This is a genomic window from Serratia sp. C2(1) (assembly GCF_036352655.1).
In the GTDB taxonomy this organism is placed as follows: Bacteria; Pseudomonadota; Gammaproteobacteria; order Enterobacterales; family Enterobacteriaceae; genus Serratia; species Serratia inhibens.
In genome coordinates this window covers 877,598-895,335 of sequence record NZ_JAZFBA010000001.1, presented here as the reverse complement: position 1 = coordinate 895,335, position 17,738 = coordinate 877,598, and the positions used below count along the sequence as shown (strand labels likewise).

The 17,738-nt window shown below is 57.6% G+C and carries 20 protein-coding genes; 11 read left to right on the top strand and 9 right to left on the bottom strand.

The features are described from left to right. The first annotated feature begins 393 nt into the window (after positions 1–393). The 3 genes from V2S86_RS04085 (at position 394) to V2S86_RS04075 (ending at position 2,651) form a co-directional block, all read left to right on the top strand. Entirely contained in the window at positions 394–765 is a 372-nt protein-coding gene (locus V2S86_RS04085) for a hypothetical protein (RefSeq protein ID WP_330761343.1), read from the top strand. Between the two features lie 507 nt (positions 766–1,272). Continuing rightward, positions 1,273–1,482 carry a hypothetical protein gene (locus V2S86_RS04080; protein WP_006319262.1) on the top strand — a complete coding sequence of 70 codons (210 nt, stop codon included), beginning with the start codon at positions 1,273–1,275 and terminating at the stop codon, positions 1,480–1,482. 161 nt (positions 1,483–1,643) lie between these two features. Next, a complete protein-coding gene (locus tag V2S86_RS04075) occupies positions 1,644–2,651 on the top strand; it encodes an NAD(P)H-quinone oxidoreductase (RefSeq protein WP_330761342.1) in 1,008 nt (335 codons plus the stop codon). 37 nt (positions 2,652–2,688) lie between these two features. On the opposite strand, the gene V2S86_RS04070 is transcribed toward V2S86_RS04075, so the two are convergent. Together V2S86_RS04070 and V2S86_RS04065 are read right to left on the bottom strand one after the other, a co-directional pair. Beyond that, complete coding sequence (locus V2S86_RS04070) at positions 2,689–3,771, bottom strand: endonuclease/exonuclease/phosphatase family protein (RefSeq protein ID WP_330761341.1); 1,083 nt, start codon at positions 3,769–3,771, stop codon at positions 2,689–2,691. A gap of 109 nt (positions 3,772–3,880) precedes the next feature. Continuing rightward, entirely contained in the window at positions 3,881–4,933 is a 1,053-nt protein-coding gene (locus V2S86_RS04065; protein ID WP_330761340.1) for an SDR family oxidoreductase, read from the bottom strand. A gap of 111 nt (positions 4,934–5,044) precedes the next feature. Between V2S86_RS04065 and V2S86_RS04060 the strand changes: the two genes are divergently transcribed. Further along, on the top strand, positions 5,045–5,977 hold the full coding sequence (locus tag V2S86_RS04060) for a LysR family transcriptional regulator (RefSeq protein WP_330761339.1): 933 nt from the start codon (positions 5,045–5,047) through the stop codon (positions 5,975–5,977). Positions 5,978–5,980: 3 nt separating this feature from the next. Here V2S86_RS04060 and V2S86_RS04055 read toward each other — a convergent pair whose 3' ends face one another. The 5 genes from V2S86_RS04055 to V2S86_RS04035 all read right to left on the bottom strand — a co-directional run bounded on the left by V2S86_RS04055 (position 5,981) and on the right by V2S86_RS04035 (position 9,051). Then, positions 5,981–6,373: a YidB family protein gene (locus tag V2S86_RS04055; RefSeq protein ID WP_311992120.1), complete on the bottom strand. Its 393-nt coding sequence runs from the start codon at positions 6,371–6,373 to the stop codon at positions 5,981–5,983. A gap of 93 nt (positions 6,374–6,466) precedes the next feature. Further along, positions 6,467–6,715, bottom strand: coding sequence for a GlsB/YeaQ/YmgE family stress response membrane protein (locus tag V2S86_RS04050; RefSeq protein ID WP_153859874.1), 249 nt, complete (start codon positions 6,713–6,715; stop codon positions 6,467–6,469). Positions 6,716–6,730: 15 nt separating this feature from the next. Beyond that, on the bottom strand, positions 6,731–6,928 hold the full coding sequence (locus V2S86_RS04045) for a glycine zipper domain-containing protein (protein ID WP_330761338.1): 198 nt from the start codon (positions 6,926–6,928) through the stop codon (positions 6,731–6,733). A 393-nt stretch (positions 6,929–7,321) separates the two neighbouring features. Next, positions 7,322–8,224, bottom strand: a complete 903-nt coding sequence (locus V2S86_RS04040) for a LysR family transcriptional regulator (protein WP_330761337.1) — start codon at positions 8,222–8,224, stop codon at positions 7,322–7,324. A gap of 53 nt (positions 8,225–8,277) precedes the next feature. After that, positions 8,278–9,051: an SDR family oxidoreductase gene (locus tag V2S86_RS04035; RefSeq protein ID WP_330761336.1), complete on the bottom strand. Its 774-nt coding sequence runs from the start codon at positions 9,049–9,051 to the stop codon at positions 8,278–8,280. A 267-nt stretch (positions 9,052–9,318) separates the two neighbouring features. Here V2S86_RS04035 and V2S86_RS04030 point away from each other — a divergent pair, with 267 nt between their 5' ends. Next, positions 9,319–9,735, top strand: a complete 417-nt coding sequence (locus V2S86_RS04030; RefSeq protein WP_330761335.1) for a VOC family protein — start codon at positions 9,319–9,321, stop codon at positions 9,733–9,735. Between the two features lie 58 nt (positions 9,736–9,793). On the opposite strand, the gene V2S86_RS04025 is transcribed toward V2S86_RS04030, so the two are convergent. Further along, positions 9,794–9,988 carry a hypothetical protein gene (locus V2S86_RS04025; protein ID WP_330761334.1) on the bottom strand — a complete coding sequence of 65 codons (195 nt, stop codon included), beginning with the start codon at positions 9,986–9,988 and terminating at the stop codon, positions 9,794–9,796. Between the two features lie 150 nt (positions 9,989–10,138). Here V2S86_RS04025 and V2S86_RS04020 point away from each other — a divergent pair, with 150 nt between their 5' ends. Next, positions 10,139–11,701: a sensor domain-containing diguanylate cyclase gene (locus V2S86_RS04020; RefSeq protein ID WP_330761333.1), complete on the top strand. Its 1,563-nt coding sequence runs from the start codon at positions 10,139–10,141 to the stop codon at positions 11,699–11,701. A 41-nt stretch (positions 11,702–11,742) separates the two neighbouring features. On the opposite strand, the gene paaZ is transcribed toward V2S86_RS04020, so the two are convergent. After that, entirely contained in the window at positions 11,743–13,815 is a 2,073-nt protein-coding gene (paaZ, locus tag V2S86_RS04015) for a phenylacetic acid degradation bifunctional protein PaaZ (RefSeq protein ID WP_330761332.1), read from the bottom strand. Between the two features lie 319 nt (positions 13,816–14,134). Between paaZ and paaA the strand changes: the two genes are divergently transcribed. The 5 genes from paaA to paaE are packed head-to-tail and all read left to right on the top strand — an operon-like array spanning position 14,135 to position 17,736. Further along, positions 14,135–15,073: a 1,2-phenylacetyl-CoA epoxidase subunit PaaA gene (gene paaA, locus V2S86_RS04010; RefSeq protein WP_330761331.1), complete on the top strand. Its 939-nt coding sequence runs from the start codon at positions 14,135–14,137 to the stop codon at positions 15,071–15,073. Between the two features lie 15 nt (positions 15,074–15,088). Further along, complete coding sequence (gene paaB / locus V2S86_RS04005; protein ID WP_330761330.1) at positions 15,089–15,376, top strand: 1,2-phenylacetyl-CoA epoxidase subunit PaaB; 288 nt, start codon at positions 15,089–15,091, stop codon at positions 15,374–15,376. Between the two features lie 8 nt (positions 15,377–15,384). Then, a complete protein-coding gene (gene paaC, locus V2S86_RS04000) occupies positions 15,385–16,143 on the top strand; it encodes a 1,2-phenylacetyl-CoA epoxidase subunit PaaC (protein ID WP_330761329.1) in 759 nt (252 codons plus the stop codon). Between the two features lie 10 nt (positions 16,144–16,153). Then, positions 16,154–16,651, top strand: coding sequence for a 1,2-phenylacetyl-CoA epoxidase subunit PaaD (gene paaD, locus V2S86_RS03995; RefSeq protein WP_330761328.1), 498 nt, complete (start codon positions 16,154–16,156; stop codon positions 16,649–16,651). A 26-nt stretch (positions 16,652–16,677) separates the two neighbouring features. After that, on the top strand, positions 16,678–17,736 hold the full coding sequence (paaE, locus tag V2S86_RS03990; protein WP_330761327.1) for a 1,2-phenylacetyl-CoA epoxidase subunit PaaE: 1,059 nt from the start codon (positions 16,678–16,680) through the stop codon (positions 17,734–17,736). The last annotated feature ends 2 nt before the right edge of the window (positions 17,737–17,738 follow it).

Here is a 17,738-nt window from a genome sequence, read left to right as displayed (position 1 = left end):
CTGTACCACAGGCCGAGAAGCATTAACTCATGACAGCGCTTTAATAGCAACTCTTTTTGTTGGCCCCTGGGTGGAATCGGGGCTAAACGCACAGAATTTGACCCATCCCGTTTGATTTATCAGCGTTATTGGCAATATTTACCCAATAACCGGAACCTGAAGCAGCCCGACTTTTTTAAAACTTTACCGCGACCAAGTAGCCACCTTGTTGAGATTGAACACAATTTCGTCTTTTACAGCACCAATGCGTTTGGCCCGAAGTCCGATGAAGTCCGATAAAGAGAAATTTTTCATAGACCACGCCGGAAAGAAGGCGCCAACCCCCACAAATGATAGTCATTCTCGTTGCGCTGTTTTATAGTTGCGGCGCGTAATTATGAAGGGAGATGGACCATGCTTAGAAAGCGCACGCTAAGAGTATCCTGTTGCACCGCCCTGTTGGTGCTGAGCGCTCACTCAGCCCAGGCACTAGATTTATCTTATACCGCACCGGAGCCAAGCCTTGCCCCTGCGCCGGTGCCGCAAACCGCCCTTGGCCCGGCAGCTAAAACGACCAAGCCACCGGTTGTTTGGGCTGAGTCAGAAGACAAAACCGGTTTTCGCGTTGAAATGGAATGCGATCACCCCGGTTGTAGCCGTCCGCGCGCCAAACCCTATTCGACGCTTAACGGCCCGGTGAAAAAAACCGACCGCCGCCGCCAGTCGGATCCTTATTCCACCAATCAGGATGACGATTACAGCCTGAATATGGGCTATCAGTGGTAGCTGCGCTTTAAGAGTTATCCCTATATCTGCCGCCGTAGGGAGTTCATACAATGGCGCCCTGTCCACCACTCCTCCTGGTGCTGGATATGACAAGCTGTGTTGTATATTTTTATGCGCCTTCCTATAGGCGCTTTTTTTATGCCTAAATATCAATAACTTGTATCGTTACAGAATGGTCTTATTGCGCTATAACGTGATAGCTGTCACAAATAGCGGCTCCTTAGCCACTCTATATCGGAGGTTAGTCTCATGGCGACAGAATATATGTCTTTACTGGCAGTTTTAGCCGGCATTGCAGGATATGCACTGTACAAACACTTTAAATCACACAAAAAAAGCACGCTGATACGTCCGCACGATCGTTGATCGAACAGAGGGAGCATAACCTCCGGGTTATGCTCCAGGCCGCACAACCCTTCACTGTCATGTTTTCATCACAAAATTGTCACAATACAGCCATATCATGGTCGTCGATTATCCGCACTGGCTTACACCAAGGATTTCGTTATGACCACCATTAAAGCAACAAACCATCAGGAAGCAGAAAAGCTGATCCGCTATGGCACAGCCAAGAAAATAGAACTGGCTTATGACATCGACAGCGACGACTTTTTCCAGCTCGCCAGCCTCTGGTGTGATAAAGGCGCCAAAATCTCCAAAGGGAAAGAGCACTTTATCGTCTCACTCAAAGGTTTCCGTATCCCACCCAATGACTGATACCATGCCGCCCCTGCGGCGGCGCCTCCTTTCCCCGCCCTGAAAACCGCCCTATGATCCACATTCTCCCATCGGCTTTTCTGTAAGATAAAATATGAATTACAGCAGGTGCTTATCTACACTGTTCACTGCATCTGAACCCCAACCGGAGGAGAATGACCATGTCAGCATACCCACCGCTGCCCAATACCATGAAAGCGATCGAAATCAGCCAGCCAGGCGAACCGGAAGTGCTGATTGTCACCGAGCGGCCATTGCCGACATTGCAACAGGGTGAGATTTTGGTGAAGGTCGCCGCCGCCGGGGTTAACCGGCCTGACGTGATGCAACGCCGTGGCCAGTACGCGCCGCCCCCAGGAGCATCGGATATCCCCGGTCTGGAAATAGCCGGTGAAGTGGTTGCTACCGGCGTTGGGGTACAAAATTATGCCCCAGGCGATCGCGTGTGCGCCCTGATTGCCGGCGGCGGTTATGCCGAATACTGCAAAGTGCATGAGAGCAATGCGCTGCCGGTCCCCCAGAGCATGAGCCTGATTGAGGCGGCAGCCATCCCTGAAACCTTCTTTACCGTTTGGGTCAATGTATTCCAGCGCGGGCATCTAAAGGCCGGTGAAACCGTGCTGATCCACGGAGGTACTTCAGGCATTGGCACCGTCGCCACCCTGCTGGCGAAAGCGTTCTGCGCCCATGTGATCACCACCGTAGGTTCGGAGGAGAAACGTCAGGCCAGCCTGGCGCTGGGCGCCGATGTGGCGATTAACTATCGCAACGAAGACTTTGTCGAGCAAACCAAACGCGCTACCAACGGCAAGGGCGCGGACGTGATTGTCGATCTGATCGCCGGGGATTACGTAGCGAAGAACTATCAGGCGGCGGCGATGGATGGCCGCATTGTGCAAATCGGCACCCAGAATGGCGTGGTCAAGGAATTGAACCTGATGCCGCTGCTGCTCAAGCGTCTGACCCACACCGGCTCTACCCTGCGCGCACGCAGCGTGGAGGATAAGGCGAAAATTGCCGCAGATTTGCAGCAGAAGGTGTGGCCGCTGCTGGAGCGCGGCGCGTTAAAACCGCAGATCTTCAAAACTTTCCCGTTGGAACAGGCCGCCGAAGCGCATGCCTTGATGGAGTCCAGCATGCATATCGGCAAGATTATGCTGACCCTCTGAGATGAATACCCCGCAGCCGATGCCGCGGGGTGATACTTCAAGCGCCCGGCGTATGCACGTCCTCTGGCGAAGAATCGGTATTGGCCAGTTTTTCCTGCGCCAGTGCCTCATCCTCGCCGTCTTTCTCCAGACTTTCCTGTTGAGCGCCCAGCTTAGGTGCGTATACCAGCTCCACCAGAATCGGGAAGTGATCCGAGCCGACGCTGGTTAAACGCCGCAGCGAACCGAGCACAAAATCATCGCTGTGGAACACGTGATCCAGCGGCCAGCGCAAGAACGGGTAACCGGCATGGAAGGTGCTGAACATACCGCGGCCGCGACGCGGATCCAACAGGCCACTGACTTTAAGGAACAAGCGGGTGGTCGTCGACCAGGCCACGTCATTCAGATCGCCGGTCACAATCACCGGGAATGTCGATTCGGCTGCGCTTTTGCCCACCATGACCAGTTCGGCGTCGCGATCCTCCGACTCTTCATTCTCGGTGGGGCTTGGCGGCATCGGATGCACGCAATGCAGGCGCACCTGCTGCCCTTGCGGCAAATGCACCATCATGTGCATCGACGGAATTTCTTTATCCACCAGGTACTGAATTTCCGCATCGCTGAGTTTCAGCCGCGAATAAACATGCATGCCGTAAAGATTATCCTGCGGGCATTTCAAACTGTGGGGATAATCCTGTTCCAGCGGCGCCAATCGGTGCTCCCACCAGCTGTCGGTTTCCACTGCCACCAGCACATCCGGCCGCTCGGTCGCCACCAGCGCCAGCAGTTTATCCGCCTGCCGATTGGGGGTTAACACATTGCACACCAGAATGCGCAAGCGCGGCTTATGCTGATAGCCGGTAAAATCCATTACCTGGGGCTTGCTCAGCCGGGTATAAGGGAAAATCCATACCGCCTGATACGCCGCGCAGGCCAGGTTCATCGCCACCATGCCCCATACCAGCGGCGAGGCCAGGGGCAGAAAAAGCAGGTTAAGCAATAACACCAGTAATGAAAGCGTCAATATTTGCAGGCGTGGAAAATCCCATATCCGAATCCACCAAGCCGCATGCTTTGAGAGTGGCGCAATGGTCACCAGCGCCAGCAAAAGCGTCAGTATGGCGGTAATCCCTGTCACGTTTATGTCCTCATCATCCCCGGACCGGTCAGGCTGACGGCCGCTTTGGCCGCCCGAACGGGCGGCAGTCAAAGAGTGCCACAAAACGCGCTCACCCCGCCAGCAGGCGCTAGGGAATAATCTTTCTCTGACGGAACTCATCAAACAGCGCAAAGAACATCGCTTCGGTTTCGACAAATTGGGTAAAGCCAAAACGTCTCGCCTTGCTGCCATCGGCAAACATGTCGTAGTCCCACGAGAAGACAAAATCGGCAAAGCGCCAGCCGGTCACCGTCTGGTAATCCGTCACCGCCAGGTCATGCTGCTGCGCGAGGGCCTGCCACAATTCGGCTTTGTCCGCCATCATCTGCTCCAGCGGCATAGGCAGCGACGGCGCCGTCTCCAGACCAAAATAATCGGCAATTTTCGGCCACATCTCGCTCCAGCGGAATACATCGCCATTGTTGATGTTAAAGGCCTGATTGGCCGCTGCAGGCTCCGTCGCCGCCCATAGCGTAGCGCGCGCCAGCAGGCCGGCATCGGTCATTTCCAACAGGCTGTGGTAAGCGCCCGGTCTGCCGGGAAAACGCAGCGGCAGCCCCAGCGCCTTGCTGATTGAGGCATAAACGGCAAGGGTCAGCGCCAGATTCATTGGATTACCGAGCGAAAACCCGCCGACCACGCTGGGGCGAATCGCGCTCCAGTGCCAGCGTTTACCCTGCTGGCGCCGCTCAAGGTAGTTTTGTTGATCCACATTAAACTCCGGCGGCATATGCCCGGCGTCGCTTTCCCGCGCCGGGGTTTTAAATGGCCCCAAATGCGCGCCGTATACCTTGTAACCCTGCATCAGGCTGATGTGCTCCAGCCCTTGCGCCACCGGCTCCAACGTTTCCACCACGTTCGCCAGCATCGTCAGGTTCGGTGCCACCAGCCCCGCCCAATCTGGCGCGTCCTGATAGGCGGCATAGAAGATGTGGCTGACCTGCGTGAGGGGTTGCAGTGCGTCGCGCGTCGCCTGCGCATCCAGCAGATCAACCGCCAGATAGCGCACCTGTGGCCGGTCCACGCCTCCGCGGCGCGACAAGCCAACCACTTGCCACCCCTGCACGACCAGTTCCTCAATCAATTTACGACCGATAACGCCGTTAGCGCCGACGACCAGCGCCAGTTTGCCGCTTTGCATGTTGTATCTCCCGTTCATCATGGATGCAGCTACTGTGATCGATTAGCAAAGCTTGCGGTAGACGCCATTTTTAACTAACACTTATAAGTAAATTCTATATGTGGAGGATCGATGGACAAGCTGAGCGCCATGAAGACTTTCGTCCGCGTCGCGGAGCTGGGCAGCCTCTCGGCGGCCGCCCGCGATCTGGGGCTGACGCAGCCGGCGGTCAGCCAGCAAATCGCCGGGCTGGAACGGCAACTGGGCGCACAACTGCTGTTTCGCAACACCCGCGCCGTCTCCCTGACCGATGCCGGCGGTGGCTATTACCGGCAAATCAAGCCGATTTTAGCGGCGCTAAACGAAGCGGAAGAAGATCTGCACGGCCAAAACCAACGGCTGCAAGGGAATTTACGCATTCACGCGCCAACGGGGTTCGGCCAGCAGCATCTGACGCCGTTGGCAATCGCTTTTCAACAATGTCATCCCGAGCTGAATATTGAACTTTTGCTGGACGATCGCCGGGCGGACGTCATTGGCGAAGGCATTGACATAGCGATTCGTTTTGGCGAACTGAGCGCACCGGGCACGGTGGCGCGGCGGTTGGGGGAGTTACAGCGCGTTCTCGTGGCCTCGCCGGTTTATCTGGCGACGCATGGCGCACCGCAAACACCGGCAGCGCTGGCGGCCCATGCGCACATTCGCTATAGCGGCCTTCGCGATGGCGATGCACTGACGTTAATCGGCCCTCAGGGCGCCGAGACGGTGAACGTACGGCCGGTATTCCGCGCCAACAACACTTTTTCGCTGCTGGCAGCCATCGAGTCTGGATTGGGCATCGGCGGTGCGCAACGGCCATTGATTGGCCGACAACTGGCCGCCGGCACGCTGGTGCAGGTACTGCCGGCCTGGCGCTACCCACCGATGGCGCTGCATGCCGTCTACCCCGCGGCGCGGTTTATTCCCGGTAAGGTGCGGGCATGGGTGGATTATTTGCTGGAGGCGTTGACAGAGATGGAAGGCATTAGGTTAAACAATGCCCCCGACCCGATGCCGGGGGCATAAATATTATTTGAACAACTTGCCGACCATATCGCCCAGCTCGTTGCTGTCCTGCTGCACTTCGCCATTTGGCGATGCGGCGTCAGCCACCGTCGGCAGGAACTGCGCGATAGTGCTGGAAGCCTGAGCCGGATCGATCCCCAGCTTTTCGGCCAACTGATTGATGGCATCGCTGCCCAGCACTTGCTGAACGTGATCGCCGCTGATCGGCTGGTTTTCGCCGTTGCCCAGCCACGAACCGACCACATCGCCGAATTGCCCCTGGCGGAACTTGTCCAAAATCGCCTGCAAGCCGCCCTGTTGCTGGACCCATTGCATGATGGCGACATAGTCGATGCCTTTGCCGCCGTTAGCGCCGCCCCCCAGAATACTGCCCAATACGTTATCAAACAGACCCATGGTCATCCCCTTCTGGCCGCCGGCTCAAACCGCACGACCGCTATGATTTAACGAAAAAGGGTCGCCGCGGCGACCCTGTTGATCAGCACCAGATTAGCTTCTGATCTTTCTGTAGACAAAAAGCACCACCAGGGCACCGATGACTGCGACAACGAAGCTGCCCAGGTTAAAGCCATCTACGCGACCCATACCGAAGAAGGTACTGATATAGCCGCCGACCACCGCACCGATGACCCCGAGGATAACAGTTACGATAAAGCCACCGCCGTCCTTGCCCGGCATGATCCATTTAGCCAGGATACCGGCGATTAAACCAAAAATGATCCAGGAAATGATGCCCATTTTTACTCTCCCTATTTACTTTTTGCCTAAAAGAAATCCTATCACCAGGCCCACAACGGCGCCGGCGCCAACCCCAGCCCAGGGATTGTCCTTAATGTAAGAACAGGAGTGCCCGGCCACGTTTTTCAAACCGGCCCGCACTTCACATGCGGCAGATTTTGCACCGTCACACAGCTGTTCAACATTGTTTTTAACGTCATTTTCTACTGACATTTCATATCCTTCAGTTAACACAGCCGAAAAGTTCACACCAAGTTTCGCACTTGCGCCAACCCTGACCGAGACTTTCACACCTATGTTTCCCTATGCTTGCCGTTACCGGCAGCGCGATACAGGGTGATTCGCGACAAACACGCAGCTTCACACTGTTACTATAGACAAATATCAGCAGTTTACACATTTCCGTCTGTCTGAATTTACGTGTACAAAAATCGACCGCATTCATCTGACTGTCATCTGCATAGGCTAAAAAAGACGATAAACGCTTCCGCAGGAGACAGACGATGAGCAATACGCCATTTCTGCTGATACTGGCCGTCATCTACGCCTTTGCCGCTCTCTTGGACGGGTCTGCCGCGCAGCTGTTGATGTAATGTTGCGCCCCGCTCAGCTTTCGCAAAACGGCTTGATTAAACGGCTGAACCACTCGGCAAACGCCGTGAGACGCGCCGAACGCTGTCGCCGATGGGGATAAAGCAGCGCAATGCTCATCGCCGGTGGCCGGGCCTGCGGTAAAATCTCGCGCAGGCTGCCCTCATCCAGATGATGCTGGAGATCAAACTTCGGGTTCTGAATCATTCCCAGCCCCGCCAGGCAGCAGCCGATATAATTCTCTGCATTGTTGACCGTCACCCGGCTGCGCAGCGTTTTTTCAACCGTTCGTCCTTCCTGCTCCCACAGCCAGGTATCCGCGCCCGCCAGATTGGGTTGCGCGTACCCCACCACCCAGTGATCGTCCAACTGTTCGGTATGCTCCGGCGTCCCGTAGCGCCGCAAATAATCCGGGCTGGCGCAGTTGATCATGCTCAAACGGCCAAGCGGTTGGCTGACCAGGCTACTGTCACTGAGGCTACCGACGCGCACCACGCAGTCTACTCCCTCCTGAATCAAATCGATTGAACGGTCGCTGGCGCTCAAAAACAGCTGAATATCGGGGTAGTGCAGGAAAAAATCAGGCAGTGCCGGCACGATTATCCGCCGGGCAATACGGCTGGGCACATCGACGGTCAAGCGGCCGCTAATCGGCCCGTTTTCTTGCTGAAATAGCCTGTCCAGCGCGCTCACGTCGAACAGCAGGCTACGCGCTTTGTCGAGCAGCAGTTCGCCGTCGCTGGTCAACTGCACTTTGCGGGTCGTGCGATGAAACAGGCGGGCACCCATTTCATGTTCCAACTGCTGGATCGCCGCCGATACCGTGGTTTTGGGCATCAACAGAATATGCGAAGCACGGATAAAACTGCCCACCTCGGCAACCTGGATAAAAACCCGTAATCTCCCTATTTTGTCCACCGGCTGTGCATCCTGAAAAAGGGGCTGCGGCGTCGGCCGCAGCAAAAACAAGATTAACGGGTAGTATAGCCACCGTTGGCGAACAGCGTCTGCCCGGTGATCCACCAGCCGTCGGTGACTAAAAATTTGACGATGGGCGCGATGTCTTCAATGTCGGTCAGGCCGGTTTTCGAGAATTTGCTCAGCGCGGCGGCACCGCTGTGGTATTCCACCGCTTCCTTGCTTTCCTGTCCATAGAAGAACGGCGTATCCATCGGGCCGGGGCCGATGGCGTTCACACTGATGCCACGCTCGCCAAACTCCTTGGAAGCCGCGCGGGTGAAATGCTCCACCGGCGCTTTGCTGCCGGGGTACACCGCATAAAACGGCGTATAGGCTGCCAACAGCGAACTGACGATGGTCACGATGCGACCATTATCCACCAAATGCTTGCCTGCTTGCTGAATAAAGAAAAATGCCGCCTTGGCGTTAACGTCAAAACTGGTGTCGTAATCCGCTTCGGTCACTTCGGCAATCGGTTTTTTGATCACCAGGCCGGCGGTATTGATCGCAATATCCACCTTGCCGAACGCCTTAATCGCTTCCTCAAACACCTGCGCTACGTTGGCCGGTCGGGTCAGATCGCCCTGCACCGCTATCGCCTGCGCGCCCGTCGCTTTAACCGCAGCCAGCGTTTCTTCCGCCGCCGCCCGCGTCGCGTCGCTGTTGTAATGCACCACTATGGCCGCCGCGCCGCTGGCTGCCAGATCGCGCGCCACCAGGCCACCCAGGTTCTTCGCGCCACCGGCGATCAACACGACTTTTCCATTCAAAGATTGCTTACTCATGACAATGGCTCCGTTTGTGAAAGGTGCCCTGAGTATAGAAAGCCTGACCGCTCAGATAATCTGTTCAAATCGGGATGAACCATCCCGCTTTTTCGTCCAATCCGTTTGACCACGCACCAAAGCGCCAGAGCGTGATCGCCCACCGGGCATTCACCCCAATTCGCACTACACTTGTAAGTCACCTTCGGCAATAGTTGCCAGGCGAAATCATTTTTCCCGCCCTCAGGCCGGTTTACAGCCTGATGGGCCATAACCGAGGTCAATGTCATGTTGATTCAACCCTATTTATTTTTTAACGGTAATTGCGAACAAGCGGTGAATTTCTACGCGCAGCAACTGGGCGGTAAAATAGAAATGATCATGCGTTACAAAGAGATGCCCGAGGAAGCGAAACAGGGCGGCCCTCAGGATGCCGATCCGGAATCCATCATGCATGCACGGTTGTTGATTGGCGAAAGCGCGCTGATGGCCTCCGACGGCTGCCCGCAGGATGGCGCTGACGCGTCACATAAAGGATTTTCCCTGTCGCTCAATCCGAACGACGTGGAACAAGGGCGTGAACTGTTTGAGAAGCTGTCGCAGGGCGGACAGGTAACCATGCCTTATGGGCCTACTTTTTGGGCCAAGGGGTTTGGCATGTTGACCGACCAGTTTGGCGTCAATTGGATGATTAACGTTGAATAATCCCACCCCACCCCGTCGCGGTGCCCACGGCCTCTGGCGGACACCGCGCCTCCGGCAATCAGCTATAGTGATGCCAGTCGTAGGCCGCCATGGCGAACAGCGCAAACAGCACCGTTAACAGCACCGCCCCCAAACGCCAATAAGGCGATTTACGCCGCCGCCAGGCAAAAAATATCATCAACGCCAACACGCCCAGCGTCACCGGGTAATACACCGCCAGCGTCAGTAAAGTAATGATGATGATGTCAGACACACTCGCAATCCTCTTATTTCTGGGTATTTTCTGGCAAATTGTAACCTCTGCCGAGGGTAACGTGTTTAAGGGAGTAGTGGTCAGCAGAATTAACGAATAAGATGTAAGATAGTTCTTAACTTTATTTAAACATCACATAACAAGGGTGACATGACACAGCAGCAACCGCAGGATGCCGATCTGCCGCACAAGGGTAAAAACTCCCCGTTATTATTTCAGGCTGGCGTGTTTGTCATCATCGTTGCCGCCACGCTGATTCTGTTTAACGTCTGGCAAATCTGGAATGCGCATCAGCGCGATCTGAAAAGTGCCGAATATGAGTCCGCCAATCTGGCACGCTCGCTGGCGCAACATGCCGATGACACTTTCTTGCAAGTGGACAATACGCTGTCCGATCTGACCGAACGCATTCAAACCGACGGCTTGGGCCAACCGCAACAGTTGCGGCTGCAAAGGTTGATGCAGGGACAGGTCGGCAATTTGTCTCAACTGCACGGCCTGTTTATTTATGATTCGCACGGCAGTTGGATAGTCACCTCCTCCGGAAGGTTCGTGCAGAACGCCAACAATGCTGACCGCGAGTATTTTAAATACCACCTTGAGCACAACAGCAACGCGATCTACATCGGCAAAGTGGTGCGCAGCCGTTCGACCGGCGATTTGATCATTCCGGTGTCGCGCCGTTTAAACAATCCGGACGGCAGTTTTGCCGGCGTGGTACTGGCGACGCTATACGTCGATTATTTCCGCCAGTTTTACGACACCTTCGCGCTTAACAGCGACGCCGCGCTCAGCCTGCTGCTGGCGGACGGCACCATTCTCTATCGCCGCCCTTATTCCACCACCTCGATCGGCAAAAATATCTCTCAGGGTGTCTTGTTCCGCGAAATTCTGCCGCATTCCGAATTCGGTAACGCCACCATCACCTCGTTATACGACAAGGTGGAAAGGATTTATGGCTATTCAAGGACCAACCACTATCCGCTGGTGATCACCGCCGGGCTGTCGAAAGAAGACGTGCTGGCCGACTGGCGCAACGATTCCGGGCTGTTTGTGGCCGGCGGCGCTATCCTGCTGGCCATTCTGCTGGCATTGGGGCTGGTGTTGATGCGGCAGATAAACCACAGCATGCGCACCGAGGCCGAGCTGATGCGCACCCGCGATCAACTCACCAGCATCAATCTGCGGCTTGAAGAGCTGGCGCTGCTGGACGGCCTGACCGGGCTGGCCAACCGCCGCCAGTTTGATATCGCCTTAAAGAACGAACTGGCGCGCGCGGCGCGCAACTACCGCAGCGTGGCGCTGCTGATGCTGGATATCGACTATTTCAAGCAGTACAACGATATTTACGGCCACGTCGCCGGTGACCAATGCTTGCAGCAGATCGGGCAAATGCTCAAGGGGCTGGCCAGCCGCAGCAATGACATCATGGCCCGCTACGGCGGCGAAGAAATGAGCATCATATTGCCGGACACCGACGCCCAGGGGGCGATGATTTTCGCCGAACGCGTGATGCAGGCGGTGCGTGAGCTGAAGATACCGCATCAGGGAAATCCGCACGGCGTGATTACCCTCAGCATTGGCATCTGCGCCAAAGTGCCGCATATGTACAACGACACGCCAATCGGTTTTATCAACATGGCGGACAGCGCGCTGTATCAGGCCAAAAAAGAGGGTAAAAACCGCATCGTCTGCAACAGCGCGGCGGTTTAACCCGGTTCCCACGGCGGTGAATGGCCGGCATCGGTTGCCGGTCAGTTTACCTGCCCTCTGTCGCCCTCCTGGCGCGCCACCAGCGTCAAAATGCTGTACAGCGCCACCGCCTGCTGATGCTGATTCAACACCTGAACATCCCACACCACCACGCCATGCGGGCGATCCTCTGCGGTTTTCTGCGGCTTGCGGATTTTCTTTTTGCAGGTCAGGCGCACCTGGAGCGTATCGCCGATTTTCACCGGTTCGATAAAGCGCAGGTTTTCCATGCCATAGTTGGCGATCACCGGACCCACGCCGGGGTCGACAAATAGCCCGGCGGCGGCGGAAACCACAAAGTAGCCGTGCGCTACACGCTCGCCAAACAGCGATTCGGCGGCGCCGATCTTGTCCATATGGGCGTAGAAATGATCGCCGCTCAGACAGGCAAAATTTACGATATCGGCTTCGGTCACGGTGCGGCGGGCGGTCAACAGGCTTTCGCCCAGTTGCAGCTGTTCAAAGTGTTTACGGAACGGATGAACCGGATCCTCAATCACCGTCGCCCCGCGCACCCACTCGCGGCCAATCGCCGCCAGCATCGCCGGGCTGCCCTGGATGGCGGTGCGTTGCATATAGTGTTTCACCGCACGCAATCCCCCCAACTCTTCGCCTCCACCGGCGCGCCCCGGCCCGCCGTGCATCAACATCGGCAGCGGTGAGCCGTGGCCGGTAGATTCCGTTGCTGCGTGGCGATCCAGGATCAGCATGCGGCCATGAGCGCAGGCGGTGGCGCGGATAAAGCGCGTCGCCAGCGCCTCATCGGCGGTGACCAGAGAGCCCACCAGGCTGCCCTGGCCCAGCAGCGCCAGCTCAATCGCCTGGTCGGTCTGATGATACGGCATCAGCGTCGCTACCGGCCCGAACGCTTCGGTGCCATGGACTGCCCGGTGGGAAAACGGATCGGCGCAATACAGCAGCGTGGCCGGATAAAACGCGCCGTTCTGCACCCCTTCACCGACCAGCTCCAGCTTATCGAGCGCCGCGCCGCACAGCGGTTCGCAGCCCTGGTGCAGCAGGAACTCCACCTTTTGCTGCACATCATCGCGCTGCTCGCGGCTGACCAGCGCCCCCATGCGTACCTGTTCCAGCCTGGGATCGCCTACCGTCACCCCGGCCAACCGCTGCAGTAACGCCTGTTGCACCTCAGCCACCCGCTTCGCCGGCACGATAATCCGCCGGATGGCGGTGCATTTCTGCCCGGCCTTGGCGGTCATTTCACGGCATACTTCTTTGATAAACAGCGCAAACTCCGGCATTTGCGGCGTGACGTCCTCCCCCAGCACGCAGCAGTTGAGCGAATCGGCCTCCATCGTGAAAGCGATCGATTTCGCCAGCAGGCGCGGATGTGCGCGCAGCCGCTGACCGGTCTGCGCCGAGCCGGTGAAGGTCACCGCGTCCTGATAATCCAGGTGATCGAACATGTCGCCGATACCGCCGCACACCAGTTGCAAAGCCCCTTCCGGCACCAACCCGCTGTCGATAATCAGCCGGACCATCGCCTGCGTCAGCTGCGCGGTGGCGGTAGCCGGTTTAATGATGGCCGGCATGCCCGCCAGCCAGGTCGGCGCCAGTTTTTCCAGCATCCCCCAGCAGGGGAAGTTAAAGGCATTGATATGCAGCGCCACACCCGGCCGCGAGGTCAACACGTGACGCGCGGCGAACTGCGCCTGTTTGGATAACGAAATCGGCTCGTCCTCCGGCCACAGGGTATCGTCCGGCAGTTCACGCCCCGCCAGGCCGGCATAGGCGAACAGCGTCGCGATGCCGCCTTCGATGTCTACCCAGCCGTCGCTGCGCGTCGCGCCGGTCTGGTATGAAATCTCATACAGCGCCTCTTTGTGCGCCAGCAAATGTTTAGCCACTGCTTTCATCATTTGTGCGCGCTGCTGGAAGGTCATCTGCGCCAACGCCCTGCCGCCTTTATTGCGCGCATAGTCCAGGCTGGCGGCCAGCGGTAAACCGTCGGCGCAAACCTGATACAGCGGTTCGCCGGTAATGGCGTGATGGATGTCGCGGGCTTGCCCCTGGCCGAACACCCAGCCGCCAGAAAGGTAACTGTGTAACTGCTGCATGTGCATCTCCGGAATTCATAAATTTACACTAAATAGCTTAATTACGTATCACATATTGTCCAGTCTCTGCCGAGTCAAAATTTAACAAAAAACATACAAGACAACCCATCCACGAGCCAAACCCCTTGAAAAACACGCTTTACCTAATCCAATAAACCACATAAAAACAAATAACTAACAAAACATCTTGTGAGAGACATCGCAAAACCACATAAAGGCCGTTTGATCTTTTTGTTATCAGTTTGTAGCCTTAAAGTGAATTAACGTGATTCACATTTTTATGTTTAATGTGAAAAATACGAATCACCAAGAGGCAAGCATGACAACTGACGCACAACATCAGCAGCACTTCGACGACAAGATTGCGGCGGATACCGCCATCGAAGCCAAAGACTGGATGCCTGACGCCTATCGCCAAAACCTGATCCGCCAGATTGGCCAGCACGCCCATTCCGAAGTGGTCGGCATGCTGCCGGAAGCCAACTGGCTGACGCGGGCGCCGACACTGCGCCGCAAGGCGGTGCTGCTGGCCAAGGTGCAAGACGAAGCCGGGCACGGTCTGTACCTGTACAGCGCCGCCGAAACCCTGGGCTGCTCGCGTCAGGAGATCTACCAAAAGATGCTCGACGGCAAAATGAAGTATTCCTCCATCTTCAACTACCCGACGCTCAACTGGGCCGATATCGGGGTGATCGGCTGGCTGGTCGACGGCGCAGCCATCGTCAATCAGGTGGCGTTGTGCCGCGCCTCTTACGGCCCCTATGCGCGGGCAATGGTGAAAATTTGCAAAGAAGAAAGCTTCCACCAGCGCCAGGGTTACGAAGCGGCGATGGCGATGGCTAACGGCAGCGAGCAGCAAAAAGCGATGCTGCAGGACGCCATTAACCGGTTTTGGTGGCCGGTGCTGATGATGTTCGGCCCGAGCGACACCGACTCGCCGCACAGCGCGCAAAGCATGGCGTGGAAGATAAAACGCCACAGCAATGACGAACTGCGGCAAAAGTTTGTCGACAATACCGTGCCGCAGCTGGAAGCGTTGGGCATGACCGCACCCGATGCCGAGCTGGCCTGGGATGAGGCCGCCGGTCACTACCGCTTCGGCGCTATCGACTGGAACGAGTTGCACGAGGTGATCAAGGGACGCGGGCAATGCAACCACGAACGCCTGCAGGCCAAGCGTCGCGCCTGGGATGACGGTGCCTGGGTGCGTGAAGGCGCACTGGCCCATGCGAAGAAAAACGCCGCCACCGCCGCATAGATTAAGGAACCGAAAATGACTCACGCTGAATGGCCGCTGTATGAAGTGTTTATCCGCAGCAAACAAGGGTTGGCGCACCGTCATGTCGGCAGCCTGCACGCCGCCGACGACCAAATGGCGCTGGAAAATGCTCGCGACGCCTACACCCGTCGCCAGGAAGGCTGCTCAATCTGGGTGGTGCAATCGAGCCATCTGATCGCTTCGCAGCCGGAAGATCGCGGGGCGTTCTTCGATCCGTCCGATGACAAGATCTACCGTCATCCGACGTTCTACACCATTCCCGACGGCATCAAGAACATGTAGAGGCGGCCATGACCTTTAACGATCCGCGAATTACCTATGTACTGCGTCAGAGCGATACGCCGCTGATCCTCGCGCAGCGGCTGTGTGCCTGGTGTGGTCACGCGCCGGAGCTGGAAATCGACCTGGCGCTGGCGAATATCGGCCTGGATCTGCTCGGACAGGCGCGCCATTTTCTCGGCTATGCCGCCGAACTGGCCGGGCCGCAATACGGCGAAGATCGCCTGGCCTTTGGCCGCGATGAGCGTGAATTCCATAACCTGCTGCTGGCGGAACAGCCGAACGGCGGTTTCAACGACACCCTGGTGCGGCAGTTTTTGCTCGACGCCTACCACGTCCAGTTGCACCAGGCGCTAAGCCACAGCCGCGACCCGCAGCTGGCCGCTATCGCCGCCAAATCGCTGAAGGAGGCGGATTATCACCTGCGCTTCAGCCGCGGCTGGATGATTCGCCTGGGCGACGGCAACGCAGTCAGCCATCAAAAAATTCAGCAATCGCTGGATAACCTGTGGCGCTTTACCGCCGAACTGTTCCATGCCGATGACCTCGAGCTGGCATTGGCGGAACAGGGCATCGCTGCCGATCCACGTCAACTTGAGGCCCCCTGGCGGGCGCTGGTGAACGACACGCTGCACCAGGCCACCCTGACGCCGCCGGCCGAACAGGCGTTTCGCCACGGCGGCAAACAGGGGCGGCACAGCGAACATCTCGGCCCGCTGCTGGCAGAAATGCAATTCCTGCAGCGCGCCTATCCCGACAGCAACTGGTAAAGAGGCCGCCATGAACATCACCCGGCTGCAGGCCGCCGAAATCCCGCAAATCTGGCACTGCCTGCAACAGATCAGCGATCCGGAGCTGCCGGTGCTGTCGATCACCGATCTGGGCATGGTGCGCGATGTGGAGCCGGACGGCGCGGGCTGGCGCATTACTTTTACGCCGACCTACTCCGGCTGCCCCGCCACCGAATTCCTGCTCGACGCCATCGAGCAGCGGCTGGCCGAAGCCGGTTTCAGCCCGGTGAAAGTGACCATTCGCCTCAGCCCGGCCTGGACCACCGACTGGATGAATGCGGCTGCGCGTGCGCGGTTGCGAGAATACGGCGTCGCGCCGCCGCAGGGCCACACCTGCGATAAACCCGAGATCCACGGCCCGGTGCCCTGCCCGCGCTGCGGCAGCACCCGCAGCGAAAAAATCAGCGAGTTCGGCTCTACCGCCTGCAAGGCGCTGTACCGCTGCTGCGAGTGCCGGGAACCCTTCGACTATTTCAAATGTATATAGGCTGCGTCCTGCAACAGGAGAACACCATGACGGTCTTCCACCGCCTTAACGTCGCCGCCATCGAGCGCGAAACGCCGGACGCCGTGGCCATTACGTTGCGCGTACCCGACGAGTTGAAAAACCATTACCGCTATACCCCCGGCCAGCACCTGACGTTAAAGGCGCGGGTCGACGGCGAAGAGCTGCGCCGCTGCTATTCCATTTGCAGCGCCCCGCAGGAAGGGTTGCTGCAGATCGGCGTCAAAGCGATACATCGGGGCCGTTTCTCCGCGTTCGTCAACCAAAGGTTGAAAGTCGGCGACGCGCTGGAGGTCATGGTGCCGCAGGGCCGATTCGGCTATCAGCCGCAGGCGGAAAACTGCGGCAACTACCTGGCGATTGCGGCCGGTTCCGGTATCACACCGATGCTGTCGATCATCAAGGCCACGCTGCAGCTGGAAGCCAACAGCCGCTTCACACTGATCTACGGCAACCGCAGCAGCCGCTCGGTGATGTTCAAAGAGGCGTTGAGCGACCTGAAAAACCGCTATCCGCAGCGCTTCCAGCCGCTGTACCTGTTCAGCCAGGAGAGCCTCGACAGCCCGCTGCTCAGCGGCCGTATCGATCGCGAACGCCTGACGGCTATCGGCAGCGCACTGCTGGATTATCGCGACTACGACCACGCCTTTATCTGCGGGCCGGAGGCGATGATGGACGACGCGCAAACCGTGCTGGAACAGGCCGGCGTACCGGCCGCGCATATCCACAGCGAACGCTTTAACACCAGCGGCATTGCCACCCGCCCGCCCAACGACGGCAGCCGCAACGCCACCCGGGTGGCGATCCTGCTCGATGGCCGCCGTTTGAATATCGAGGTCGGCGCACAGGACGACAGCATTCTGGACGCGGCGCTGCGTCAGGGCGCCGACCTGCCCTACGCCTGCAAGGGCGGAGTGTGCGCCACCTGCAAATGCCGGCTGAAAGCCGGCCAGGTGGAGATGGGCGTCAACTACAGCCTGGAGCCGGATCAGTTGGCGGCGGGCTACGTATTGAGCTGCCAGTCGTGGCCACGCGGTGACGGCGTGGTGTTGGACTTTGACGTATAGGA